Annotated in this window: 26 protein-coding genes and 1 pseudogene; 16 read left to right on the top strand and 11 right to left on the bottom strand. The window is 61.2% G+C overall.

Annotated features, from left to right (window positions below; all coding sequences use genetic code 11):
• Nucleotides 1-59 precede the first annotated feature (59 nt).
• Nucleotides 60-1,628 carry a phospholipase D family protein gene (locus ACXX81_RS23170; RefSeq protein ID WP_458572460.1) on the top strand — a complete coding sequence of 523 codons (1,569 nt, stop codon included), beginning with the start codon at nt 60-62 and terminating at the stop codon, nt 1,626-1,628.
• 12 nt (nt 1,629-1,640) lie between these two features.
• Here the strand turns inward: ACXX81_RS23170 and ACXX81_RS23165 are convergent, their stop codons facing one another.
• Both ACXX81_RS23165 and ACXX81_RS23160 read right to left on the bottom strand, forming a co-directional pair.
• Nucleotides 1,641-2,783, bottom strand: coding sequence for an MFS transporter (locus ACXX81_RS23165; RefSeq protein ID WP_209986432.1), 1,143 nt, complete (start codon nt 2,781-2,783; stop codon nt 1,641-1,643).
• 150 nt (nt 2,784-2,933) lie between these two features.
• Nucleotides 2,934-4,427, bottom strand: a complete 1,494-nt coding sequence (locus ACXX81_RS23160; protein WP_209986435.1) for an aldehyde dehydrogenase — start codon at nt 4,425-4,427, stop codon at nt 2,934-2,936.
• Nucleotides 4,428-4,653: 226 nt separating this feature from the next.
• On the opposite strand from ACXX81_RS23160, the gene ACXX81_RS23155 reads away from it, so the two are divergent.
• Nucleotides 4,654-5,016 (top strand): cupin domain-containing protein, encoded by a 363-nt coding sequence (locus ACXX81_RS23155; RefSeq protein ID WP_458572459.1) that lies wholly within the window; start codon nt 4,654-4,656, stop codon nt 5,014-5,016.
• 107 nt (nt 5,017-5,123) lie between these two features.
• Here the strand turns inward: ACXX81_RS23155 and ACXX81_RS23150 are convergent, their stop codons facing one another.
• The 4 genes from ACXX81_RS23150 to rpmB form a co-directional block, all read right to left on the bottom strand.
• Entirely contained in the window at nt 5,124-5,423 is a 300-nt protein-coding gene (locus tag ACXX81_RS23150) for a hypothetical protein (protein WP_458572458.1), read from the bottom strand.
• A gap of 52 nt (nt 5,424-5,475) precedes the next feature.
• On the bottom strand, nt 5,476-5,955 hold the full coding sequence (locus ACXX81_RS23145; protein ID WP_458572457.1) for a hypothetical protein: 480 nt from the start codon (nt 5,953-5,955) through the stop codon (nt 5,476-5,478).
• A gap of 284 nt (nt 5,956-6,239) precedes the next feature.
• A complete protein-coding gene (rpmG, locus tag ACXX81_RS23140) occupies nt 6,240-6,395 on the bottom strand; it encodes a 50S ribosomal protein L33 (protein WP_003176906.1) in 156 nt (51 codons plus the stop codon).
• 11 nt (nt 6,396-6,406) lie between these two features.
• Nucleotides 6,407-6,640, bottom strand: a complete 234-nt coding sequence (gene rpmB / locus ACXX81_RS23135) for a 50S ribosomal protein L28 (RefSeq protein WP_003176907.1) — start codon at nt 6,638-6,640, stop codon at nt 6,407-6,409.
• Between the two features lie 458 nt (nt 6,641-7,098).
• On the opposite strand from rpmB, the gene ACXX81_RS23130 reads away from it, so the two are divergent.
• A complete protein-coding gene (locus ACXX81_RS23130; protein ID WP_322212179.1) occupies nt 7,099-8,691 on the top strand; it encodes an ABC transporter substrate-binding protein in 1,593 nt (530 codons plus the stop codon).
• Nucleotides 8,692-8,709: 18 nt separating this feature from the next.
• Here the strand turns inward: ACXX81_RS23130 and radC are convergent, their stop codons facing one another.
• Complete coding sequence (radC, locus tag ACXX81_RS23125) at nt 8,710-9,384, bottom strand: RadC family protein (RefSeq protein ID WP_209986444.1); 675 nt, start codon at nt 9,382-9,384, stop codon at nt 8,710-8,712.
• A 151-nt stretch (nt 9,385-9,535) separates the two neighbouring features.
• On the opposite strand from radC, the gene coaBC reads away from it, so the two are divergent.
• From coaBC to argB, 5 genes and pseudogenes are all read left to right on the top strand, one after another.
• Complete coding sequence (coaBC, locus tag ACXX81_RS23120) at nt 9,536-10,744, top strand: bifunctional phosphopantothenoylcysteine decarboxylase/phosphopantothenate--cysteine ligase CoaBC (protein ID WP_057006359.1); 1,209 nt, start codon at nt 9,536-9,538, stop codon at nt 10,742-10,744.
• 5 nt (nt 10,745-10,749) lie between these two features.
• Nucleotides 10,750-11,205, top strand: coding sequence for a dUTP diphosphatase (dut, locus tag ACXX81_RS23115; protein ID WP_458572456.1), 456 nt, complete (start codon nt 10,750-10,752; stop codon nt 11,203-11,205).
• A 67-nt stretch (nt 11,206-11,272) separates the two neighbouring features.
• Nucleotides 11,273-11,473, top strand: a complete 201-nt coding sequence (locus ACXX81_RS23110; protein WP_209986449.1) for a hypothetical protein — start codon at nt 11,273-11,275, stop codon at nt 11,471-11,473.
• Nucleotides 11,452-12,867: pseudogene (locus tag ACXX81_RS23105) on the top strand (phosphomannomutase/phosphoglucomutase); the annotation flags it as partial. The gene ACXX81_RS23110 and the pseudogene ACXX81_RS23105, both read left to right, overlap by 22 nt.
• Nucleotides 12,868-12,887: 20 nt before the next feature.
• The gene (gene argB / locus ACXX81_RS23100; RefSeq protein ID WP_209986455.1) at nt 12,888-13,793 is read left to right on the top strand and encodes an acetylglutamate kinase; all 906 of its coding nucleotides are present in this window, start codon (nt 12,888-12,890) and stop codon (nt 13,791-13,793) included.
• A gap of 136 nt (nt 13,794-13,929) precedes the next feature.
• Here argB and pyrE read toward each other — a convergent pair whose 3' ends face one another.
• Nucleotides 13,930-14,574 carry an orotate phosphoribosyltransferase gene (gene pyrE, locus ACXX81_RS23095; protein WP_003195489.1) on the bottom strand — a complete coding sequence of 215 codons (645 nt, stop codon included), beginning with the start codon at nt 14,572-14,574 and terminating at the stop codon, nt 13,930-13,932.
• 82 nt (nt 14,575-14,656) lie between these two features.
• Here pyrE and crc point away from each other — a divergent pair, with 82 nt between their 5' ends.
• Nucleotides 14,657-15,436: a catabolite repression control protein Crc gene (gene crc / locus ACXX81_RS23090; RefSeq protein WP_003195493.1), complete on the top strand. Its 780-nt coding sequence runs from the start codon at nt 14,657-14,659 to the stop codon at nt 15,434-15,436.
• Between the two features lie 57 nt (nt 15,437-15,493).
• Here crc and ACXX81_RS23085 read toward each other — a convergent pair whose 3' ends face one another.
• Together ACXX81_RS23085 and rph are read right to left on the bottom strand one after the other, a co-directional pair.
• Nucleotides 15,494-15,862 (bottom strand): DUF4870 domain-containing protein, encoded by a 369-nt coding sequence (locus ACXX81_RS23085; RefSeq protein ID WP_209986459.1) that lies wholly within the window; start codon nt 15,860-15,862, stop codon nt 15,494-15,496.
• A gap of 23 nt (nt 15,863-15,885) precedes the next feature.
• Nucleotides 15,886-16,608 carry a ribonuclease PH gene (gene rph, locus ACXX81_RS23080; RefSeq protein ID WP_003176917.1) on the bottom strand — a complete coding sequence of 241 codons (723 nt, stop codon included), beginning with the start codon at nt 16,606-16,608 and terminating at the stop codon, nt 15,886-15,888.
• Between the two features lie 183 nt (nt 16,609-16,791).
• Between rph and ACXX81_RS23075 the strand changes: the two genes are divergently transcribed.
• The 6 genes from ACXX81_RS23075 to ACXX81_RS23050 all read left to right on the top strand — a co-directional run bounded on the left by ACXX81_RS23075 (nt 16,792) and on the right by ACXX81_RS23050 (nt 22,088).
• Complete coding sequence (locus tag ACXX81_RS23075; RefSeq protein WP_209986461.1) at nt 16,792-17,655, top strand: YicC/YloC family endoribonuclease; 864 nt, start codon at nt 16,792-16,794, stop codon at nt 17,653-17,655.
• A 10-nt stretch (nt 17,656-17,665) separates the two neighbouring features.
• Nucleotides 17,666-18,286 (top strand): guanylate kinase, encoded by a 621-nt coding sequence (gene gmk / locus ACXX81_RS23070; protein ID WP_209986464.1) that lies wholly within the window; start codon nt 17,666-17,668, stop codon nt 18,284-18,286.
• Nucleotides 18,287-18,453: 167 nt separating this feature from the next.
• A complete protein-coding gene (gene rpoZ, locus ACXX81_RS23065) occupies nt 18,454-18,717 on the top strand; it encodes a DNA-directed RNA polymerase subunit omega (protein WP_003176920.1) in 264 nt (87 codons plus the stop codon).
• Nucleotides 18,718-18,777: 60 nt separating this feature from the next.
• Nucleotides 18,778-20,883, top strand: coding sequence for a bifunctional GTP diphosphokinase/guanosine-3',5'-bis pyrophosphate 3'-pyrophosphohydrolase (gene spoT, locus ACXX81_RS23060; RefSeq protein WP_231422307.1), 2,106 nt, complete (start codon nt 18,778-18,780; stop codon nt 20,881-20,883).
• A gap of 24 nt (nt 20,884-20,907) precedes the next feature.
• Entirely contained in the window at nt 20,908-21,288 is a 381-nt protein-coding gene (gene ridA / locus ACXX81_RS23055) for a deaminase RidA (RefSeq protein WP_003176922.1), read from the top strand.
• A 59-nt stretch (nt 21,289-21,347) separates the two neighbouring features.
• Nucleotides 21,348-22,088 (top strand): hypothetical protein, encoded by a 741-nt coding sequence (locus tag ACXX81_RS23050; protein ID WP_231422306.1) that lies wholly within the window; start codon nt 21,348-21,350, stop codon nt 22,086-22,088.
• A gap of 130 nt (nt 22,089-22,218) precedes the next feature.
• Here the strand turns inward: ACXX81_RS23050 and ACXX81_RS23045 are convergent, their stop codons facing one another.
• Nucleotides 22,219-23,070 carry an SDR family oxidoreductase gene (locus ACXX81_RS23045; RefSeq protein WP_209986471.1) on the bottom strand — a complete coding sequence of 284 codons (852 nt, stop codon included), beginning with the start codon at nt 23,068-23,070 and terminating at the stop codon, nt 22,219-22,221.
• Between the two features lie 194 nt (nt 23,071-23,264).
• Here ACXX81_RS23045 and exbB point away from each other — a divergent pair, with 194 nt between their 5' ends.
• On the top strand, nt 23,265-24,230 hold the full coding sequence (gene exbB / locus ACXX81_RS23040) for a tonB-system energizer ExbB (protein ID WP_231422305.1): 966 nt from the start codon (nt 23,265-23,267) through the stop codon (nt 24,228-24,230).
• Nucleotides 24,231-24,233: the final 3 nt, after the last annotated feature.

The raw sequence follows: 24,233 nt of genomic DNA, 5'->3' as shown, positions 1-24,233 counted from the left end.
TTCCCGTAAACTCGCCGTCAGATGTCGACAACCGCCCTGATCTGGAAACCACGCCCTTGATGATTCGACGGCTTTTACCGTTTTGCCTGTTGGGCGCCCTGGCGCTGGGCGGTTGCGCCACCACGAGTGCACCGCGTATCCCCAGCGACGCGCTGCCCGCCGCGCAATCGTCATTCGGCCGCTCGATCCAGGCTCAGGCGGCGCCGCATCAGGGTCAGTCGGGCTTTCGGCTGCTGCCCAACAGCAGCGAAGCGTTCATGGCCCGCGCCGAGCTGATCCGCAATGCCCAGAGCAGCCTCGACCTGCAGTACTACATCGTTCACGACGGCATCAGCACGCGCATGCTGGTGGATGAGCTGCTCAAGGCCGCCGACCGTGGCGTGCGCATCCGCATTCTGCTGGATGACACCACCAGCGATGGCCTCGATCAGATCATCGCCACCCTCGCCGCCCATCCCAAAATCGACATTCGCCTGTTCAACCCGCTGCACCTGGGGCGCAGCACCGGCGTCACCCGGGCCATGGGCCGCCTGTTCAACCTGTCGCTGCAACACCGGCGCATGCACAACAAGCTATGGCTGGCGGACAACAGCGTGGCCATCGTGGGCGGTCGCAATCTGGGGGACGAGTACTTCGACGCCGAGCCGAACCTGAATTTCACCGACATCGACATGCTCAGCGTTGGACCTGTGGCCGAGCAACTGGGCCACAGTTTCGATCAGTACTGGAACAGCGCCCTGAGCAAACCCATCGATGAGTTTGTCTCCAACGTGCCCACCAAAGGCGACCTGGCGGTTGCGCGCAAGCGGCTGGAGGCCTCGCTGGCCGAGTCACGCCAGCAGAATCACGTGCTGTACAACCGCTTGCGCACCTACCAGACCCAACCGCGCATGGACATCTGGCGGCGCGAACTGATCTGGGCCTGGAACCAGGCGCTGTGGGACGCGCCGAGCAAGGTCCTGGCCAAGGCCGACCCGGACCCGCGCCTGCTGCTGACCACTCAATTGGCGCCGGAGCTGGAGGGCGTCAAGCAAGAGCTGATGATGATCTCGGCGTACTTCGTGCCCGGCCAGCCGGGCCTGGTGTACCTGACCGGACGCGCCGACGCCGGCGTGTCGGTGAGCCTGCTGACCAACTCGCTGGAAGCCACCGACGTGCCGGCCGTGCACGGCGGCTACGCGCCCTATCGCAAGGCGTTGCTGGAACACGGCGTGAAACTCTATGAGTTGCGTCGCCAGCCCGGCGACCCCAGTGCCGGCAGCGGGCCGCACCTGTTCCGGCGCGGCAGTTTCCGGGGCTCGGACTCCAGCCTGCACAGCAAGGCGATGATCTTTGATCGGGAAAAGTCGTTTATCGGCTCATTCAACTTCGACCCGCGCTCGGTGCTGTGGAACACCGAAGTGGGCGTACTGGTCGACAGCTCGGAGCTGGCCGAACACGTGCGCAACCTGGCGCTGCAAGGCATGGCGCCAGCGTTGAGTTATGAGGCAAAACTGCAGGATGGCAACGTGGTGTGGGTGACCGAGGATGACGGCCAGATGCACACCCTGACCCGCGAGCCGGGCAACTGGTGGCGGCGCTTCAATGCCTGGTTTGCCACCAGCGTTGGCCTGGAACGCATGCTCTAAAAGCAATACAGATCAGGCGGGTTGGGCGGTGCCGAATGCGCCTTGGCGCAGCAAAAGTATGACCAACCCCAGCGCCCCTGCCGCCATCAGCAACGGCAGCGCATGCCCACTGATCCACTGGCTGCCCGCACCGGCCACCAGCGGCCCGATCAGGCAACCGATGCCCCACAACTGGGCCACGTGGGCGTTGGCACGCACCAGCGCATCATCGCGATACCGTTCGCCGATCAGGATCAGCGACAGCGTAAACAACCCACCCGCACTCGCACCGAACAGCACCCACACCGGCCAGATCAGCGGCGTATGCATCACCAAGGGAATCGCCAGGCTCGATGCCAGCAACAGCACCGCACAACTCAGGAACAAGGTGCGCCGTGGCAGGTAATCCGCCAGGGCGCCGATGGGCAATTGCAGCAGCGCATCGCCGACCACCACCGTGCTGACCATCGCCAGCGCGACCTCGGCGGTGAAGCCTTGCTGCAGGCAATACACCGGCAGCAGCGTCAGAATCATCGCCTCGAACGCGGCGAACAGCGCCACCGCCCAGGCAATCGCAGGCAGGCTCAGGCAGAAGCGCCACAAGTCGCCGAAGGTCACGCTGAAAGCATCCGCCGTCGGCGCGCCGGAGCGGCCCAGCAGTAACAGCGGCGCCACCAGCAGCAGGCCCACGCCCACCCAGAAACCATAGTCATGCCCGGTGCCGATCACGCCCAACAGCAGCGGCCCCGACAATTGGCTCAGCGCATAACTACAGCCATACAGCGCCACCAGCCGGCCGCGCCACTGTTCCACCACCAGTTGGTTGATCCAGCTTTCGCCGAGGATAAACACGATGGTCAGGATCACCCCGATCATCAGCCTCAGCACCAGCCACACCGGGTAGCTGGGCAGAATCGCCAGCAGGCCGATGGACACGGCCCCTGCCCACAGGCACAGGCGCATCAGATTGGCGGTGCCGAGCCACGCCGCCAGCCGGCTGGACACCTTGGCGCCAAGCAGCACGCCAAACGCCGGCATCGCCGCCATCACGCCAATGGCGAAACTGCCGTAGCCCCAGCCTTCAAGGCGCAGGGACACCAGCGGCATGCTCACGCCCAACGCCAGGCCGACGCTGAGTACCGAGGCCAACACGGCGAAGTAGGTCGCCCAACGCATTGCCATGCTCCAGTGGATAATTCTTGAGTACACACAAAACAGTGCGGGAGGGGGCTTGTCCCCCGATAGCGGTGAATCAGCCAGCACTTGTGGTGCCTGACACACTGCTATCGGGGCAAGCCCCCTCCCACATTTGTACTGCTGTGCTGGTTAGAGCTTGATCCAGGTCGACTTCAGTTCGGTGTATTTGTCGAACGCATGCAGCGACTTGTCGCGACCATTACCCGACTGCTTGAAACCACCAAACGGCGCGGTCATGTCGCCGCCGTCGTACTGGTTGACCCACACACTGCCCGCACGCAGCGCCTTGGCGGTCAGGTGAGCCTTGGAGATATCGGCGGTCCACACCGCGGCGGCCAGGCCGTAGACGGTGTCGTTGGCGATCCTGACCGCCTCTTCAGCACTGTCGAAGGTGATCACCGACAACACCGGGCCGAAGATCTCTTCCTGGGCGATTTTCATGGCATTGGTCACGCCATCGAAGATCGTCGGCTCGACATAGGTGCCACCGGTTTCCTCAAGGATCCGCTTGCCGCCAACGACCAGCTTGGCGCCGTCCGCATGGCCGGCTTCGATGTACGACAGCACAGTGTTCATCTGCTGGGTGTCCACCAGCGCGCCGACGGTGGTTGCCGGGTCCAGCGGGTTGCCTGGCTTCCAGCCTTTGAGGGCTTCGATCACCAGGGGCAGGAAGCTGTCCTTGATTGAACGCTCGACCAGCAGGCGCGAACCGGCGGTGCAGACTTCGCCCTGGTTGAAGGCGATGGCGCTGGCGGCGGATTTGGCGGCGGCCTGCAGGTCCGGCGCATCGGCGAACACGATGTTCGGGCTCTTGCCGCCGGCTTCCAGCCACACGCGCTTCATGTTCGATTCGCCGGAGCGGATCAGCAGTTGCTTGGCAATTTTGGTCGAACCGGTGAACACCAGGGTGTCGACGTCCATGTGCAGCGCCAGCGCATTCCCCACGGTGTGGCCGTAGCCCGGCAGCACGTTGAACACGCCTTTGGGAATACCGGCTTCAACGGCCAGGGCGGCGATGCGGATGGCGGTCAGCGGGGATTTTTCGGACGGCTTGAGGATCACCGAGTTACCGGTGGACAGCGCAGGGCCGAGTTTCCAGCAGGCCATCATCAGCGGAAAGTTCCACGGCACAATAGCGCCAACCACGCCGACCGGCTCGCGGGTGACCAGACCCAATTGATCGTGCGGGGTGGCGGCGACTTCATCGTAGATCTTGTCGATCGCCTCGCCACTCCAGCTCAGCGCATTGGCGGCGCCGGGCACGTCGATGTTCAGGGAGTCGCTGATCGGCTTGCCCATGTCCAGGGTCTCAAGCAGCGCCAGCTCTTCGGCATTGGCCTTGAGCAGCGCGGCGAAGCGGATCATGGTGGCTTTGCGCTTGGCCGGCGCCAGGCGCGACCAGACACCGGAATTGAAGGTAGCGCGGGCGTTTTCGACGGCGCGCTGGGCGTCGGCGACGTCGCAGCTGGCGATAGTGGCCAGCAGGCGGCCGTCGACCGGGCTGATGCATTCGAAGGTGTCACCGGAAACGGCATCGGTGTATTCGCCATTGATGTAGGCGCGACCTTCAATCTTCAGGTCCTTGGCGCGTTGTTCCCAGTCGGCACGGGTCAGGGTGGTCATGCGAGTGTCCTCCTCTTATGAATACAAGGGCCGGGCTATGCCCGGCGGCCTTAAAGAATGCGTGCCCGGCCAGCCTGCTGTTCGGCTCAAGGCAGCTGCCACCCTAAACCAGCGGCTGGTGATGTTTCAATATATTTGACATAACGCCGAAAAACGCCCTTGCGATGTTCATTTTAATAAACATAGACTTTGGGCTCTCCTACCGCAGGCCAGACGGGACACGCACATGAGCATCCAGGATATCGTCGACTTCAGCCAAGCCAGCACCGCCCCCGAACGCTATCGCCCTGCCGCCGAAAAAATCCTCAAAGGCGATCCCGAACAGACTCTCTACAACCACTACAACAGTCCGTGCGGCCAGATGAACGCCGGGGTGTGGGAAGGTGAAGTCGGGCAGTGGAAGGTCAACTACACCGAGCACGAGTACTGCGAGATTGTGCAGGGTGTGTCGGTATTGCGCGATGGCGACGGCAACGCCAAAACCCTGCGCGCCGGCGACCGCTTCGTCATACCGGCCGGCTTCAGCGGCACCTGGGAAGTGCTGGAGGCGTGCCGCAAGATCTACGTGGTGTTCGAACAGAAGGCATAGTCTGCGGGGCGCGGGTTACCACGCAGCGCGCAGATACCCTCCATAAAAAAGCCTGCGCAAGGCAGGCTGATTTATTCGGCGGTGCAATACGTGTGCGGCTGTCAGTGCTAGTCCACGACTTCCCAGATCAGGTTATCGTCGTCGATCATGACCTTCACGATCAGTGTTTCAGGGCCATCCGGGCCTTCGAACTCAACGAGCCCGCGGTACTTGTTTTCCCCGCGCTTGATCAGCGTCAGCTCTTTGATCCTGTTTTCGCCGGGCGAGGTGTCGCTGTCCCACTGCTCCTGGATGCTTTCCCGCACTACTTGAGCAAGCTCTTCATTGGCAGCGTTCGCACTGCCGACGCAAAACAGGTACGCGGCGAACACCAATACGGTCCTGAATCTTGCTGTTGCACGGCTCATTTGAGTGTCCTTGAAGGAGTAGTCCCGGGCGCAGCCTGCGCCCGTCTTGATTTCAGGCCTGCTGGGGTTGTTGAGTTTGCTGGGCCTGGCCGCGCAGGATGTTTTGCTTGCGCTGCTGTTCGGGCAGGTCGTTGATGCAGTAGTTGATGTAGAAGATATGGAAGAGGAAGGTGTAGAAACCGTTCATCCGCAGGTCGATTTTGAACTCGCTGAGAGCGTATTCCGACAGGGCTTTTTTGGCCTTGAATGCCCAGACGATGTAAAGGGCGCTGGAGGCGATCATCAGAACAAAGGACAGCAGGGCCGTAGACGGCGTAGCGCTGTTTGAAAGGAGCCCGCCCAGGCCCAGGCACACCGCCAGCCAAATGATGTAGGTGTCGTCGACCAGGCGAATTTTGATGGTGTCGCTGATGATTTTATTGTTTCGGGACAGCCACAACAGCGCGTAAAGACCTGCGGTCGCCATGCACAGCAATACCGCATTCAAGGTTTTGGTGTTGATCTTGTCTTTCAATTCGTTGATGTCGGACATAACTCTTCCATGTCGATAAATGTCGAGGGGGGACGCAACAAGGGGGTATTGAGGGTGAGTGACGGAGTCACCTGGCCTGTTTTGGTTTTGAATGCCAAAGGCCGACTGGATACGCGAGGGATGCATCCGCGTGATGTTGCTCGCCTGCCATGGCATTCAGCCAAATCATATCATAATGCTACTAGCCTTCAACACGGCGCATGCGTGCAAGGCAGCACCAAATCCCAGGCAAAAAAAAGCCCGACTCGTGAGAGACGGGCTTTTTTCACAAGGAGGAAGACCAATTACTTGATTTTGCCTTCTTTGTAGATCACGTGCTTGCGAACGCGCGGGTCGAACATTTTCTTTTCGAGCTTGTCCGGGGTAGTACGCTTGTTCTTGTCGGTAGTGTAGAAGTGACCAGTACCGGCGCTAGAGATCATTCGAATCAATTCACGCATGATAGAGCTCCTTAGATCTTGCCGGCGGCGCGGATTTCGGCCAGCACGACAGTGATGCCACGCTTGTCGATGATACGCATGCCTTTGGCAGATACACGCAGGCGAACAAAACGTTTCTCTTCTTCAACCCAGAAGCGGTGATGCTGCAGGTTCGGCAGGAAACGACGACGGGTTTTGTTATTTGCGTGGGAAATGTTATTCCCAGTCACCGGACCCTTACCGGTAACTTGACAGACTCTCGACATGCCTCAGCCCTCTAAAACCACATGCCCAACCCGGCATGGGTTGGCCGCTTAATCTCTCAGTCATTTGGCGCCAGGCGCCGCGTTTCTTTAAGGGTCTTACCGGCTACACCTACAGTGAAGGAACCGGGCCCCTAGAAAAGAGCGCTGCTTTATACCAGAAAGACCCTGGCGCAACAACAGCCCGTATGTTTTTACCGGAGTAAATCTGCGCCGTTGTCGCCTGAACCGTTGCCAGGAGGGGCCGCTGTCACAGCCGACCGCTCGTCGCACAGAATGATTTCCAGCGCTCTCTCGCACCGCAAAGGGCAGCGCGAAACCATCTGAGGCGCCATCAAAACAGCATTTGCGGCAAAAGCACAGGCAAAAATGGGCTAGTCATTTATTCATCAGACCACTACGGTAGGACTTTTCCAGACTGCACTCGCAGATGGGCCTTCGATCTGCAAAGGAAACCGACTATGCGCCTCGCTGCCCTACCGCTCCTGCTAGCCCCTTTCTTCATCGCCCCGCTGGCGTCTGCTGCCACCAACCTGAGCGTATGCACCGAGGCCAGTCCCGAAGGGTTCGATGTGGTGCAGTACAACTCGCTGACCACCACCAATGCCTCGGCCGATGTGCTGATGAACCGCCTGGTGGACTATGACGCAGCCAGCGGCAAGCTGGTGCCGAGCCTGGCGGACAGCTGGGACGTCTCGCCGGACGGCCTGACCTACACCTTCAAGCTGCACCCTGACGTGAAATTCCATCGCACCGCATATTTCACGCCGAGCCGCACCCTCACGGCGGAAGACGTGCGCTTCAGCTTCGAACGCATGCTCGATCCGGCCAACCCATGGCACAAGATCGCCCAGAGCGGCTTCCCCCACGCGCAATCCCTGCAGTTGCCCACGCTGGTCAAGAAGATCGATGCCCTCGACCCGCTGACGGTGCGCTTTACCCTGGATCACGCCGACTCGACCTTCCTCGCGGCGCTGAGCATGGGCTTTGCCTCGATCTACCCGGCCGAATACGCCGACAAACTGCTCAAGGCCGGCACCCCGGAGAAGCTCAACAGCCAGCCCATCGGCACCGGCCCATTCATCTTCACGCGCTTCCAGAAGGACGCCGTGGTGCGTTACAAGGCCAACCCGGAATACTTCGCCGGTAAACCGGCGGTGGACAACCTGATCTTTGCCATTACCCCGGACGCCAACGTGCGCCTGCAGAAACTGCACCGTGACGAATGCCAGATCGCCCTGTCGCCCAAGCCGCTGGATGTGGGCGAAGCCGAGAAAGACCCGGCGCTCAAGGTGGAAAAAACCGCAGCGTTCATGACCGCTTTCGTTGCCATCAACAGCCAGCATCCACCGCTGGACAAACCGGAAGTGCGCCAGGCCATCAACTTGGCCTTCGACAAGGACAGCTACCTTAAAGCGGTGTTTGAAGGCACTGCCGAAGCAGCCAACGGTCCGTTCCCGCCCAACACTTGGAGCTACGCCAAGGATTTGCCGGGTTATCCACAGGACCTCACCAAGGCCAGGGCCCTGCTGGCGCGTGCCGGGCTCAAGGACGGGTTCAAAACCACTATCTGGACGCGCCCCACCGGTAGCCTGCTGAACCCCAACCCTAATCTGGGCGCACAACTGTTGCAGGCGGACCTGGCCAAGGTCGGCATTCAGGCCGAAATCCGCGTGATCGAATGGGGCGAACTGATCCGCCGCGCCAAGGCCGGTGAGCATGACCTGCTGTTCATGGGCTGGGCGGGTGACAATGGCGACCCGGATAACTTCCTGACCCCGCAATTTTCCTGCGCGGCAGTCAAATCCGGCACCAACTTCGCCCGCTATTGCGACCCTGCGCTGGACAAACTCATCAGCGCCGGCAAGACCACCAGCGAGCAAGGGGTGCGCAGCAAGCTGTATCAGCAGGCCCAGGCGCAGATCCAGCAGCAGGCGCTGTGGTTGCCGTTGGCACATCCGACAGCGTTTGCCCTGACGCGCAAGAATGTCGAGGGGTACCAGGTGAGTCCGTTTGGCCGGCAGGATTTCTCCAGGGTCAACGTCAAACCGTAATCGCTGCAGCGGGTGGCATTACATCCACCCGTACTCCGCCATCGACAGTGGATCACCGTCACCCACGATGATGTGATCCAGCACCCGCACATCCACCATTTCCAGGGCATCTTGCAAGGTCCTGGTCAATTTTCGATCAGCCGCGCTGGGCTCGACACTGCCCGAAGGATGGTTGTGGCACAGGATCAACGCCGCCGCGTTGTAGGCCAGTGCACGCTTGACCACCTGCCGGGGATAAACCTGCGCCTTGTCGATGGTGCCTTGGGACAAGGCCTCGAAACCCAGCACGCGGTGCCTTGAATCGAGAAACAGGCAGCCAAAAATCTCGTGAGGCTCATGACGCAGCAGCGCCTTGAGGTAATCACGCACGGCTTCGGGGCTTTCCAGCACCGAATAATGACGCAGCCCCTCGGCCATGTGGCGCCGGGCGATTTCCAGCACCGCCTGCAATTGGGCGTATTTTGCCGGGCCCAGGCCCAATTGCTGATTAAACAGGGTCTGACTGGCCTCCAGCAGCGGGCGCAGGCCGCCAAAGCGCGTCAACAAATGGCGCGCCAGGTCCACCGCGCTCAGGCCGCAAACCCCGGTACGCAGGAAGATTGCCAGCAATTCGGCGTCGGACAGGCTCGCCGCGCCCCATTCCAGAAGCCTCTCTCGCGGCCGTTCAGCGGCTGGCCAATCGCGAATACTCATGTCACGTCCCTCTCCATATGCACCCTGCGCGCCGCTGTTGCCAGACGGGCGCTGTGTTATCGTAGGCCCTCTTTTTGCCTGCGATTTCACCTGGGGAGCAGGCATCGCAGGCGTCACTGAACTGGCTTCACTGAACTGGAAAGGCAAACCAATGCAGCGTCTGTATCGGAAACGCATCGTTCTCGGCGTCGGCGGCGGCATTGCCGCCTACAAGAGCGCAGAGCTGGTTCGCAGGCTCCTGGACCAGGGCGCCGAAGTGCGCGTGGTCATGACCCGCGGCGGCAGCGAATTCATCACGCCGCTGACCATGCAGGCCCTGTCCGGCCACCCGGTTCACCTGGACCTGCTGGACCCGGCCGCCGAAGCCGCCATGGGTCATATCGAACTGGCCAAATGGGCCGACCTGGTGCTGATCGCCCCGGCCACCGCTGACCTGATCGCCCGCCTGGCCCAGGGCATTGCCGATGACCTGCTGACCACCCTGGTACTGGCCACCGACGCCACCGTCGCCATCGCCCCGGCGATGAACCAGGCCATGTGGCGCGACCCGGCCACCCAGGCCAACACCCAACTCCTGCAAAGCCGTGGCCTGAAGGTGTTCGGCCCGGCGTCCGGCAGCCAGGCCTGCGGCGACGTCGGCATGGGCCGCATGCTCGAAGCCAACGACCTGGCGCTGTGCGCCGCCGAGTGCTTCCAGCACCTGGCCCTGACCGGCAAACACGTGCTGATCACCGCCGGCCCGACCCAGGAAAACATCGACCCGGTGCGCTACATCACCAACCATAGCTCAGGGAAAATGGGCTTTGCGCTGGCAGAAGCGGCGGTCGAGGCAGGCGCACGCGTCACCCTGATCACCGGTCCGGTGCATTTGCCGACCCCCGATCGCGTCACGCGAATCGACGTAGTCAGCGCCCGGGACATGCTGGCGGCCTGTGAAGCCGCGATTCCGTGCGACCTGTTTATCGCCTCGGCAGCGGTTGCGGATTACCGCCCGGAAGTCATCGCCCCGCAAAAGCTCAAGAAAGACCCTACGAGCGGTGACGGCCTGCTCCTGCAAATGGTGCGCAACCCGGACATCCTGGCCACCATCGCCACCCGCCCGGACCGCCCTTTCAGCGTCGGCTTCGCCGCCGAGACCGAGCACCTGCTCGACTACGCCGCTCGCAAACTGAAAGACAAAAACCTCGACCTGATCGTTGCCAATGATGTCGCCAACCCCAGCATCGGCTTCAACAGCGAGGAAAACGCCTGCAGCGTGATTGACCGCGAGCTGCATGCCACCCTTTTCGCCCAGACCAGCAAGGGCAAAATTGCCCGCCAACTGATCTCCTTTATCGCCCAACGGCTGAACCAGGTTTAATCTCCATGCACGCTTTGCAAGCCAAGATCCTCGATCCCCGCATCGGCACCGACTTCCCGCTGCCCGCCTACGCCACTCCCGGTTCAGCCGGCCTGGACCTCTGCGCCATGCTCAAGCAGGACACTGTTCTCGAGCCTGGCCAGACCATCCTGATTCCTACCGGCCTGTCGATCTACGTAGGCGACCCAGGCCTGGCCGCGCTGATCCTGCCGCGCTCGGGTCTTGGCCACAAACACGGCATCGTGCTGGGCAACCTGGTGGGCCTGATCGACTCCGACTACCAGGGCGAACTGATGGTGTCGTGCTGGAACCGCGGCCAGACCGCGTTCAACATCGCCGTAGGCGAGCGCATCGCCCAACTGGTGCTGGTACCGGTGGTGCAGGCGCAATTCGAACTGGTCGAGGAATTTGACGAAACACAACGCGGCGCAGGTGGTTTTGGGCATTCCGGCAGCCACTGACTAAGCTGAACCTGGCCGGATGCGTTTATCCGGCCAGACGCCACCGCATGGCTTTTCAGGAAGAAGAATGCGCGGTTTTAATCAGCGAGATTTTCACAGCAAAATCAAAGCATTACGCTTTAACAAGGCAGGCACCGACGCGCCGATGGCCTTTTTGCACTACGAACTCCCCGCCGAAAACGCCGTCATACCCTTCAGTTTGAGCCTGCCGGTCAGTCAGTTAAAGGCCAGCCTTGCCCCTTTCCAATGGAGATTCCCCCCGCGATGAGTACCGCACCCCGCGTCGCCCCGACCTTTCCCGACAGCATCTTCCGCGCCTACGACATTCGTGGCGTTGTGCCCAAGACCCTGACCGCCGAAACCGCCTATTGGATCGGCCGCGCCATCGGCGCCCAGAGCCTGGCCCAGGGCGAGCCGAACGTGTCGGTAGGCCGCGATGGACGCTTGTCCGGCCCGGAGCTGGTGGAGCAGCTGATCCAGGGCCTGGCCGACAGCGGCTGTCATGTGAGTGACGTCGGCCTGGTGCCCACACCAGCGCTGTACTACGCGGCCAACGTACTGGCCGGCAAATCCGGCGTGATGCTGACCGGCAGCCACAACCCGTCCGACTACAACGGCTTCAAGATTGTCATTGCCGGCGACACCCTGGCCAACGAACAGATCCAGGCCCTGCACACGCGCCTGAAGACCAATGACCTGACCAGCGGCCAGGGCAGCATCACCCGGGTCGACATCCTGCAGCGCTACTCCGATGAAATCACCCGTGACGTCAAACTCGCACGCCGCCTCAAGGTGGTGGTGGACTGCGGCAACGGCGCGGCCGGCGTAATCGCCCCGCAACTGCTCGAAGCGCTGAACTGCGAAGTGATCCCGCTGTTCTGCGACGTCGATGGCCACTTCCCCAACCATCACCCGGACCCGGGCAAGCCTGAAAACCTGGTGGACCTGATCGCCAAGGTCAAGGAAGTCGGCGCCGATGTGGGCCTGGCCTTTGACGGTGACGGCGACCGTGTCGGTGTGGTGACTGAAACCGGCGAGATCGTGTTTCCAGACCGCCTGCTGATGCTGTTCGCCCGCGACGTGGTGGCGCGCAACCCTGGCGCCGAGATCATCTTCGACGTCAAATGCACCCGCCGCCTGACGCCGTTGATCAAGGAGTACGGCGGTCGTCCGCTAATGTGGAAGACCGGTCATTCGTTGATCAAAAAGAAAATGAAGGAAACCGGCGCTCTGCTCGCCGGCGAAATGAGTGGCCATGTGTTCTTCAAGGAGCGCTGGTTCGGGTTCGACGACGGCATCTACAGCGCTGCGCGTCTGCTGGAGATCCTCAGCAAGGAAAAATCCACCTGCGAAGAGCTGTTTCAGACCTTCCCGAATGATATTTCCACGCCAGAGATCAATATCCATGTGACCGAGGAGAGCAAATTCAGCATCATTGACACATTGCACGATGCACAATGGGGCGAAGGTGCCAACCTGACCACCATTGATGGTGTGCGAGTCGATTACGCCAAAGGCTGGGGCCTGGTTCGCGCGTCCAACACCACGCCGGTGCTGGTCCTGCGTTTCGAGGCGGATACCGAGGCTGAGTTGCAGCGCATCAAGGACGTGTTCCACGCCCAGTTGAAACGTGTTGCCCCTGATCTCCAATTACCGTTCTGATTTTTTGCCCGGAGCCCTGAATGACCCTCGAACGCGAAGCCGCTGCCAATACCGCCAAGGTCCTGTCCGAAGCGTTGCCCTACATTCGACGCTACGTCGGCAAGACGCTGGTGATCAAATACGGCGGCAATGCCATGGAAAGCGAGGAGCTGAAAACCGGCTTTGCCCGCGACATCGTGATGATGAAGGCCGTGGGCATCAACCCGGTGGTGGTACACGGCGGCGGCCCGCAGATCGGCGACCTGCTCAAGCGCTTGTCGATCGAGAGTCATTTCATTGATGGCATGCGCGTCACTGACGCGCAGACCATGGACGTGGTGGAGATGGTCCTTGGCGGCCAGGTCAACAAGGACATCGTCAACCTGATCAACCGCCACGGCGGCAGCGCCATCGGCCTGACCGGTAAAGACGCGGAGCTGATCCGGGCAAAAAAAATGACCGTGACCCGGCAGACGCCGGAGATGACTCAGCCGGAAATCATCGACATCGGCCAGGTGGGCGAAGTGATCGGCATCAACACCGATTTGCTGAACCTGCTGGTCAAGGGCGATTTTATCCCGGTGATCGCGCCCATCGGCGTGGGCGCAAACGGTGAGTCCTACAACATCAACGCCGACCTGGTGGCGGGCAAGGTGGCTGAAGCGTTGAAGGCTGAAAAGCTGATGCTGCTGACCAACATCGCCGGCTTGATGGATAAGGAAGGCAAGGTGCTGACCGGTCTGACCACGCAACAGGTAGACGATCTGATCGCCGACGGCACCATCTACGGCGGCATGCTGCCGAAGATTCGTTGTGCGCTGGAAGCCGTGCAGGGCGGCGTTGGCAGCTCGCTGATCCTGGATGGCCGCGTGCCGAATGCGATCCTGCTGGAAATCTTCACCGATACCGGTGTGGGCACCCTGATCAGTAATCGCAAGCGTCCCTGAACAACGCCGTAATCAAAATGTGGGAGGGGGCTTGCTCCCGATGGCGATGGGTCAGTCACCGAAGATGTTGACTGATACACCGCCATCGGGAGCAAGCCCCCTCCCACATTGTCTTTCTGATACAGAGCTATCGGTGTCAGACGCCGAATTGCTCGCGGTATGCACGCACCGCCGGCAAATGCTGCTTGAGCTGCGGATCATCTTCCAGGAACTGCAACACCTGGTTCAGCGACACGATGCTCACCACCGGAATACCGAAATCGCGCTCCACTTCCTGGATGGCCGACAACTCGCCGTTGCCGCGCTCCTGGCGGTTCAGCGCGATGAGCACGCCGGCGGCTTTGGCGCCGTCCTGGGAAGCGATGATCTGCATCACTTCGCGGATTGCGGTGCCGGCGGTGATCACGTCGTCGATGATCAGCACGTCGCCGGTCAGCGGTGCGCCCACCAGGCTGCCACCTTCACCGTGGGCTTTGGCTTCCTTGCGGTTGAAACACCAAGGCAGATCCTGTCCGTGGTGTTCGGCGAGGGCCACAGCGGTCGCGGCGGCCAGGGGGATGCCCTTGTAGGCCGGGCCGAACAGCACGTCAAAGGAAATCCCGCTTTCAACGATGGCCGCCGCATAGAAACGACCCAACTGAGCCAGGGCCGAACCCGAGTTGAACAAGCCTGCATTGAAGAAGTAGGGGCTGGTGCGCCCGGACTTCAGGGTGAACTCACCGAAGCGCAAAACGCCGCGATCGATGGCAAAACGAATGAAATCGCGTTGATACGCCTGCATGAAAAAAGCCTCAGATACCACGGATTTAGCTAATTAGGTAGACGGCGTGTATCATACACGCACGCGATTTTTGGGGCCATTTATGCGGATCATCAGTGTGAACGTCAATGGTATTCAGGCTGCAGTCGAGCGTGGTTTGCTCAGTTGGCTGCAAGCACAGAATGCCGACGTCATCTGCCTGCAGGACACCCGCGCCTCCGCCTTTGAACTGGACGACCCAGCCTTCCAACTGGATGGCTACTTCCTTTATGCCTGCGATGCCGAAGTGCCCACCCAAGGTGGCGTGGCTTTGTACTCGCGGTTGCAACCCAAGGCGGTCATCAGCGGCCTGGGCTTTGAGACAGCCGACCGCTACGGGCGCTACCTGCAAGCCGATTTCGACAAGGTCAGCATCGCGACCTTGCTGCTCCCTTCGGGGCAGAACGGCGATGAAGACTTGAACCAGAAGTTCAAGCTAATGGACGATTTCGCCCGTTATCTGGATAAACAGCGACGCAAACGTCGCGAGTACATTTACTGTGGCTCGCTGTACGTGGCGCAACAGAAGCTGGATATCAAGAACTGGCGCGACAGCCAGCAATCCCCGGGTTTCCTGGCGCCGGAACGGGCCTGGATGGACGAGATTGTCGGCAACATGGGCTATGTGGATGCCCTGCGCGAAGTCAGCCGTGAAGGCGACCAGTACAGCTGGTGGCCGGATAACGAACAGGCCGAGATGCTCAACCTGGGCTGGCGTTTCGACTACCAGTTGCTGACCCCGGGGCTGCGCCGGTTCGTTCGCAGCGCACGCCTGCCCCGTCAGCCGCGCTTCTCGCAGCACGCGCCGCTGATCGTGGACTACGACTGGACCCTGACCATCTGAGGTCTTTTCCAGGCACAAAAAAACCGACATCGCTGTCGGTTTTTTTGTGGGCGCTCATTATTTGACCAGTCGCCAGGTCAAGGGATAGCGATAAGCGATGCCCTTGTTGGCCTTGATCGAACCGATGATCGTCAGCACCACGCTGGCGATGGCCAGGGCGGTCATCAGGAAAAACCCGATGACTGCAAACGCCAGCACGATGCAGACGATCCAGGCGATGGCCACGGTGATCTGGAAATTCAAGGCTTCCTTGCCCTGATCATCAATGAACGGGTCCACTTCCTTCTTCATCTGCCACAGGATCAGCGGCCCCACGACGCTGCCGAAGGGGAAAACGAACCCCAGAAACGCCGCGAGATGGCACAACATTGCTGCTTGGCGCACTTCGTACGAAGGCGTGGGCACCGGTAGTTGCTGGTCATTCATGGCGCTTCTCCTTGAGGCGGATTTCAGTCAGCCAGGGCGGCGTTCTGCAGTGCGAAAATCTCGGTCATGCCTTTCTGGGCCAGGGCCAGCATGGCATTCAGTTCGGCCGGCTGGAATGGCGCGCCTTCAGCGGTGCCCTGTACTTCGATAAAGCCACCGGTACTGGTCATCACCACGTTGAGGTCGGTCTCGGCGGCCGAGTCTTCCAGGTAGTCCAGGTCCAGCACAGGCTCGCCCTGGTACATGCCCACCGACACGGCGGCGATCATCTGCTTGAGCGGGTCACCGCCCTTGAGGCCACCGCGCTTCTTGATGACTTTGAGCGCATCCACCAGGGCCACCATGGCGCCGGTGATGGACGCGGTGCGCGTACCGCCGTCGGCCTGGATCACGTCGCAGTCGACGTACAGGGTCACATCGCCCAGCTTGGACATGTCCAGAGCCGCGCGCAGGGAGCGGCCGATCAGGCGCTGGATTTCCAGGGTACGGCCGCCCTGCTTGCCACGGCTGGCTTCACGCTGGTTACGCTCGCCGGTAGCGCGCGGCAGCATGCCGTACTCGGCGGTCAACCAGCCCTGGCCCTGGCCCTTGAGGAAACGCGGCACGCCGTTCTCGACGCTGACGGTGCAGATCACCTTGGTATCGCCAAACTCGACCAGTACGGATCCCTCGGCGTGTTTGGTGTAGTTGCGGGTGATGCGGATCGAGCGGAGCTGATCGGCAGCGCGACCACTTGGACGTTTCATAGGGAATTCCTGTACTGAGGACGAAAAACTGCCGAGCATTATAGAGCCGCGAACCGATTCGGGGCACTTCTTAAAATCCGGTTACGAATGCTCGGGTTTGGGCGCATCCGCCCCACTGCGCTACAATCCTGCGCCTTCTTAACCATCAGCCCGTGTGTGCGGGCTGCAACGCGAGGTACCTCCATGGTGCACAGCATGACCGCCTTCGCCCGCGTCGAACAAGCCGGCGCCCAGGGCACCCTGAGCTGGGAGCTGCGCTCGGTCAACAGCCGCTACCTGGAGCCGCACCTGCGTCTGCCGGAATCGTTCCGCGACCTCGAAGGCGCCGTGCGTGAAGCCCTGCGCCAGGGCATCTCCCGGGGCAAGCTGGAATGCACCCTGCGTTTTACCGAAGAAACCACCGGCAAGCCGCTGCAAGTGGACCGCGAGCGCGCCGCGCAACTGGTCGCCGCCGCCGAAACCATCGCCGGCCTGATCAAGCAGCCGGCGGCATTGAACCCGCTTGAAGTATTGGCCTGGCCCGGCGTGCTGGTGGCCGACGCCAGCGACCCGCAGGCCCTCAACGCCCAAGCCCTCGCGCTGTTCACCCAGGGCTTGAAGGAGCTCAAGGCCGGCCGCGAACGCGAAGGCGCCGAGCTGGCGCGGTTGATCAGCGAGCGCCTGACCTCCATCGAAGCCGACGTGATCATCCTGCGCGAGTTGGTGCCGCAGATGCTCGCCACCCAGCGCCAGAAGGTGCTCGACCGCTTCACCGACATGAAGGCCGACCTCGACCCCGTGCGCCTGGAGCAGGAAATGGTGCTGCTGGCGCAGAAAAGCGACGTCGCCGAAGAACTCGACCGTCTCAGCACCCACATCCTCGAAGTGCGCCGCGTGCTCAAGTCCGGCGGCGCCGCCGGTCGGCGCCTGGACTTCCTGATGCAGGAACTCAACCGCGAAGCCAATACACTCGGCTCCAAGGCGTTTGACCCGCGCAGCACCACCGCCGCGGTCAACCTCAAAGTGTTGATCGAGCAGATGCGCGAACAAGTACAGAATATTGAGTAAGGCAACCTTCATGACCCACAGCACCGGCACCCTTTACATCATTTCCGCGCCTTCGGGCGCGGGCAAGAGCAGCCTGGTCAAAGCCTTGACCGACGCTGACCAGCAGATCCGCATTTCGGTCTCGCACACCACCCGCGCCATGCGCCCGGGCGAAGTGAACGGCGTGCACTATCACTTCGTCGAGCGTACCGAGTTCGTCAGGATGATCGAACACGGCGACTTTCTGGAGCGCGCCGAAGTGTTCGGCAACCTCTACGGCACCTCGCAAAGTCACCTGCAGCAGACCCTGGACGAAGGCCATGACCTGATCCTGGAAATCGACTGGCAGGGCGCCGAGCAAGTACGCCAATTGATGCCCAAGGCACGTTCGATCTTCATTCTGCCGCCCTCGCTCGAAGCCTTGCACCAGCGCCTGACCAACCGTGGCCAGGACAGCGACGCGATCATCGAAGGCCGCATGCGCGAAGCCGTCAGCGAAATGAGCCACTACGTCGACTACGACTACCTGATCATCAATGACGATTTTGCCCACGCGCTGGACGACTTGAAGGCGATTTTCCGTGCCAATCAGCTCCAGCAAAAGCGCCAGCAGCAACGTTTCGGCAAGTTACTGGCCGAACTGCTCGGCTGATTGACGCTTCCCAAAACCGCCGCAAGGGCCTTACATTGGCACTTGCAGCGGTTTTGCGAAGGTGTCGCGAAAATCAGCGCTTCCCTAAACGCTGGTGTTTTTTTAAACTGCTCAGTCCGCTCGCCCAGCCGGGCAGCGCGCATCTTGCATTCGCTCCGAGGAATACCATGGCCCGCGTAACCGTTGAAGACTGCCTAGAACACGTGGATAACCGTTTTGAGCTGGTCATGCTCTCTACCAAGCGTGCCCGTCAACTGGCCACTGGCGGCAAAGAGCCTCTGGTCCAGTGGGAAAACGACAAGCCCACCGTTGTAGCCCTGCGCGAAATCGCCGAAGGCCTGATGAGCTACGAGTTCATCGCCAACGCCGAAATCGTTGAAGACGAACCGCTGTTCGCAGCGTTCGAGGACGAGTCCAACGAGGCCGTCTAAGCCTATGCCTGGTCGACGTAGCACGGCGCGGGGTCACAGCCTTCGGCAGGAGTTCACACTTTGCCGAGCATAGACGCCCTCGCCGATCGCTTATCGGCCTACCTCGGTCCAGACCAGGTCAACCTGGTCCGCCGGGCGTATTTCTACGCCGAACAAGCCCACGACGGCCAACGCCGCCGCAGTGGCGAGGCGTATGTCACCCATCCTCTTGCGGTGGCCAATATTCTTGCCGACATGCACATGGACCATCAGAGCCTGATGGCCGCGATGCTGCATGACGTGATCGAAGACACCGGCATTGCCAAGGAAGCGCTCAATGCGCAATTTGGCGAAACCGTGGCCGAACTGGTCGACGGGGTCAGCAAACTGACCCAGATGAACTTCGAGACCAAGGCCGAAGCCCAGGCGGAGAACTTCCAGAAAATGGCCATGGCCATGGCCCGCGACATTCGGGTCATCCTGGTGAAGCTGGCAGACCGGCTGCACAACATGCGCACGCTGGAAGTGCTGTCCGGCGAAAAACGCCGGCGCATCGCCAAGGAAACCCTGGAAATCTACGCGCCCATCGCCAACCGGCTGGGCATGCACGCCATTCGTATCGAATTCGAAGACCTCGGCTTCAAGGCCATGCACCCGATGCGTTCGGCACGCATCTACCAGGCGGTCAAGCGCGCCCGGGGCAACCGCAAGGAAATCGTCAACAAGATCGAAGAGTCCCTCAGCCATTGCCTGGCAATCGACGAAATTGAGGGCGAGGTCAGCGGGCGGCAAAAGCACATCTACGGCATCTACAAGAAGATGCGCGGCAAGCGTCGGGCCTTCAACGAGATCATGGACGTGTACGCGTTCCGCATCATCGTTGACAAGGTCGACACCTGCTACCGCGTGCTCGGCGCTGTACATAATTTGTACAAACCCCTGCCGGGCCGCTTCAAGGACTACATCGCAATTCCCAAGGCCAACGGCTACCAATCGCTGCATACCACGTTGTTCGGTATGCATGGCGTGCCGATCGAGATCCAGATCCGCACCCGCGAAATGGAAGAAATGGCCAATAACGGCATCGCCGCCCACTGGCTGTACAAATCCAGCGGCGACGAGCAGCCCAAAGGCACCCATGCCCGCGCCCGCCAGTGGGTCAAGGGCGTGCTCGAAATGCAGCAACGGGCCGGCAACTCCCTGGAATTCATCGAAAGCGTGAAGATCGACCTGTTCCCGGACGAGGTCTACGTGTTCACGCCCAAAGGCCGCATCATGGAGCTGCCCAAAGGCTCCACGGCGGTCGATTTTGCCTACGCGGTGCACACCGACGTCGGCAACAGTTGCATTGCCTGTCGGATCAATCGCCGTCTCGCGCCGCTGTCCGAGCCGCTGCAAAGTGGCTCCACGGTGGAGATCGTCAGCGCACCGGGCGCCCGCCCGAACCCCGCCTGGCTCAATTTCGTGGTCACCGGCAAGGCACGCACGCACATCCGCCATGCGCTGAAACTGCAGCGCCGTTCCGAATCGATCAGCCTGGGCGAACGCTTGCTGAACAAGGTGCTAAACGGTTTCGACAGTGCTCTGGACAAGATCGCGCAGGAGCGTGTGAAAGCGATGCTCCACGAGTATCGCCAGGAAACCATCGAAGACCTGCTGGAAGACATCGGCCTGGGCAATCGCATGGCCTATGTGGTGGCGCGTCGCCTGCTCGGCGAAGGCGAACAACTGCCGAGTCCGGAAGGCCCGCTGGCGATTCGCGGCACCGAGGGCCTGGTGCTCAGCTATGCCAAGTGCTGCACACCGATCCCCGGCGACCCGATTGTCGGGCATCTGTCGGCAGGCAAGGGCATGGTGGTGCACCTGGACAACTGCCGCAACATCACCGAAATCCGCCACAACCCGGAAAAATGCATCCAGCTCTCGTGGGCCAAGGATGTCACCGGCGAATTCAACGTCGAGCTGCGCGTGGAGCTGGAACACCAGCGTGGCCTGATCGCCCTGCTGGCCAGCAGCGTCAACGCGGCCGACGGCAATATCGAAAAAATCAGCATGGACGAGCGCGATGGTCGCATCAGCGTGGTCCAGCTGGTGGTCAGCGTGCACGACCGCGTGCACCTGGCCCGCGTGATCAAAAAGCTGCGCGCTTTGATCGGGGTTATCCGCATCACCCGTATGCGTGCCTAACCCACCTCTAACAAGGAGTCACACATGACCAAGACCGTAATCACCAGCGACAAAGCCCCGGCCGCCATCGGTACCTACTCCCAGGCGATCAAGGCGGGCAATACCGTCTACATGTCGGGTCAGATCCCGCTGGACCCAAAGACCATGGAACTGGTTGAAGGCTTCGAAGCACAGACCGTACAGGTGTTCGAAAACCTCAAGTCCGTGGCCGAAGCTGCAGGCGGTTCGTTCAAGGACATCGTCAAACTGAACATCTTCCTTACCGACCTGAGCCACTTCGCCAAGGTCAACGAGATCATGGGCAAATATTTCGAACAGCCCTACCCGGCACGCGCGGCCATCGGCGTTGCTGCTCTGCCAAAGGGCGCGCAGGTCGAAATGGACGCGATCCTGGTCATCGAATAAAACACCCGGCGCAGCCTTCTCAAGAGGCCGCGCCGACTTTGTTTCAGAAGGATTTCATGATGCGCAAAGCGCTTGTAGCCTCTTCGTTGCTCGCCCTGTTGCTCGGCGGCTGTGCCAGCAACCCTGCCGACCGGGATGTAAGCGGCACCTGGATCAATCAGGTCGCCATCGACGCGGCAGCCAAGGGCGGTCCTTTGCGTGAAGCATTGCAACGCTTTGGCCCGAACCTCGAATGGGAGGTCAACACCAAGGCCGCGCAGGCGCGTTATTACAACGGCTTTGAAGTGGCCGAAGGCAAGCTGACCGGCGAGAAATCCGGCGCCTGGAGCGTGGACTTCTACGGCAGCTCCGCCACCGAACTCAAGCGCAAAGGCCGGCAACTGCTGCAAGTGGCCAATGACAACGAGCCCGAGCAGCTGTTTGCCCGCGCCAAGGACCCTGCGCCGGAAGGCGCGCCACTGGGCGCCAACTTCGAACGCGCCCTGTACGGGGCCTATATGGGCGGCGACTGGAAAATCACCGACGGCTTCGGCGACGGCGCCACGGTGCAGTTCCAGGCGGACGGCAAGGTCGCCGGCTTGCCCGGCGTAGATCGCTACTCGCTGTGCCTGGCAGGCGACTGCGCCTCGATGAGCGGCGGCTACGACAGCATCTGGCTACAACTGAACGGCCAGGGCAACCCGTGGATTTTTGCGCGCAAGGGCAAGCAGCTGGAGATTTTTCAGGCGGTGAATACTGCACAGGCGGACGAAGTGCCGTCGTTTACCCCTGGCCCTCGTCAATGGTTGCTTGAAAAGTAACAAGCACCCAAGCTCGGATCAACATGTGGGAGGGGGCTTGCTCCCGATAGCGGTGTATCAGTCACAGATGGTTTGACTGACACACTGCCATCGGAAGCAAGCCCCCTCCCACATTTTTTGACCGTGTTTTTCAGCCTTTGAGGATCGCGGCATAACCTTCACGATAAGTCGGGTAGGTCGGCTCCCATCCCAACGCCTTGACCCGCTTATTGCTGCACCGCTTGCTGCCCGCGCGCCGCACACTGGCGTCCTCGGACCACTCGGTCACTCCCAGATACTCACGCAACCAGCCCACCACATCGGCCAGCGGCGCAGGCTCGTTGTCCACGCCGATATAGACCTTGTCCAGCGAACCGCCCTGCTCCACATGGCGCAATAAAAACGCCAGCAAACCGGCCGCGTCGTCCGCGTGGATGCGGTTGCCATATAAAGGTGGATCGGTCGCCACGCGATAACCTTTGCGCACCTGAGTCAGCAGCCACTCACGGCCCGGGCCATAAATGCCGGTCAAGCGCACGACGCTCGCCGGGATGGCGCTGTTGAGTGCCACCTGCTCGGCTTCCAGCATCACCTGACCGGAATAGCCCTGCGCCTGGGTGTCGGACGTTTCGTCGACCCACTCACCATGCTGCTGACCGTAAACGCTGCTGCTGGAGACAAACAGCAGATGCCTGGGCTGCTGGCCATAGTCATCCAGCCACTCCAGCACATGCTGCAAACCGTGCACGTAAGCCGCACGATAGCCGGCCTCGTCGTGGTCGGTCGCGGCGGCGCAGTACACCAGGTAATCCACCCCGCCAATCGGCCAGGTGTCCGGACAATCCTTTTTGAACAGATCGCCGGCGATGCCAATGACGCCCTCGGGCAGGCGCGAAATATCGCGCCGCAGGCCATGAACCTCCCATCCCGAGGCCAGCAATTGGCTAGCCAGCCGACTACCCACATCGCCGCAACCGGCAATCACAACAGAAGGCGCAGACATCACAAAACTCCATTCTCAAAGGCGCAGGTTAGCTGCGCTCGGGGTTCAGCGGCCAGTAAAAATAGAAATAAAGTAACACTGGCACTTTAGTTAACAAGAATTACTTGCAATAATGACCGCCCATTTGTCCTCGGCCCGCGACGGGTCTGGAAGGACGATCACTCCATTTTTTCTTCTCATCAGGTCCGGCCAGCATGACACGTATTACAACCCCCGCTTCGCCAACCAAGCTGCACAGCCCATCCCGCGCCTGGCGCGCGATTGCTGCGTTGCTGTTCAGCGTAATGCTGGCACCGACCGCCGCATTCGCTGATGCCAGCGCTCCCGCAGCGCCCGCCGCTGCCGAGCAAAATGCCGCGAACCCGGCCGCACCCGCGCCGGCAGCAACCGACCCTGCTGCGCCAGCCCCCGCCGATGGCACCGGCGTCGTACTGGAAGAAGACAACACCCTGGGCATGGCCCACGACCTGTCCCCATGGGGCATGTACCAGAACGCCGACGTAGTGGTGAAGGCCGTGATGATCGGCCTGGCCATCGCCTCCATCATTACCTGGACCATCTGGATCGCCAAAGGCTTCGAGCTGCTGGGTGCCAAACGTCGTCTGCGCACTGAAATCGTCCACCTGAAAAAAGCCACCACCCTCAAGGAAGCCAGTGAAACGGCGACCAAAAAGGGCACCCTGGCCAACACGCTGGTGCACGACGCGCTCGAAGAAATGCGCCTGTCAGCCAACGCCCGCGAAAAAGAAGGCATCAAGGAACGCGTGGCCTTCCGCCTCGAGCGCCTGGTAGCCGCCTGCGGCCGCAACATGAGCAGCGGCACCGGCGTGCTGGCGACCATCGGTTCCACCGCGCCCTTCGTCGGCCTGTTCGGCACCGTGTGGGGCATCATGAACAGCTTCATCGGCATCGCCAAAACCCAGACCACCAACCTCGCCGTCGTTGCCCCCGGCATCGCCGAAGCCCTGCTGGCCACGGCCCTGGGCCTGGTTGCGGCAATCCCTGCGGTGGTGATCTACAACGTCTTCGCCCGTTCGATTGCCGGCTACAAGGCCCAGGTATCGGACGCATCGGCAGAAGTCCTGCTGCTGGTCAGCCGCGACCTCGATCACCTGCCTCCCGAGCGCAGCTCGCAACCGCAGATGGTAAAAGTGGGGTAATCG

This window comes from Pseudomonas sp. GNP013, from assembly GCF_054343995.1.
The sequence above is the reverse complement of the archived record's forward strand: the minus strand, read 5'-3'. Positions and strand labels throughout refer to the sequence as shown.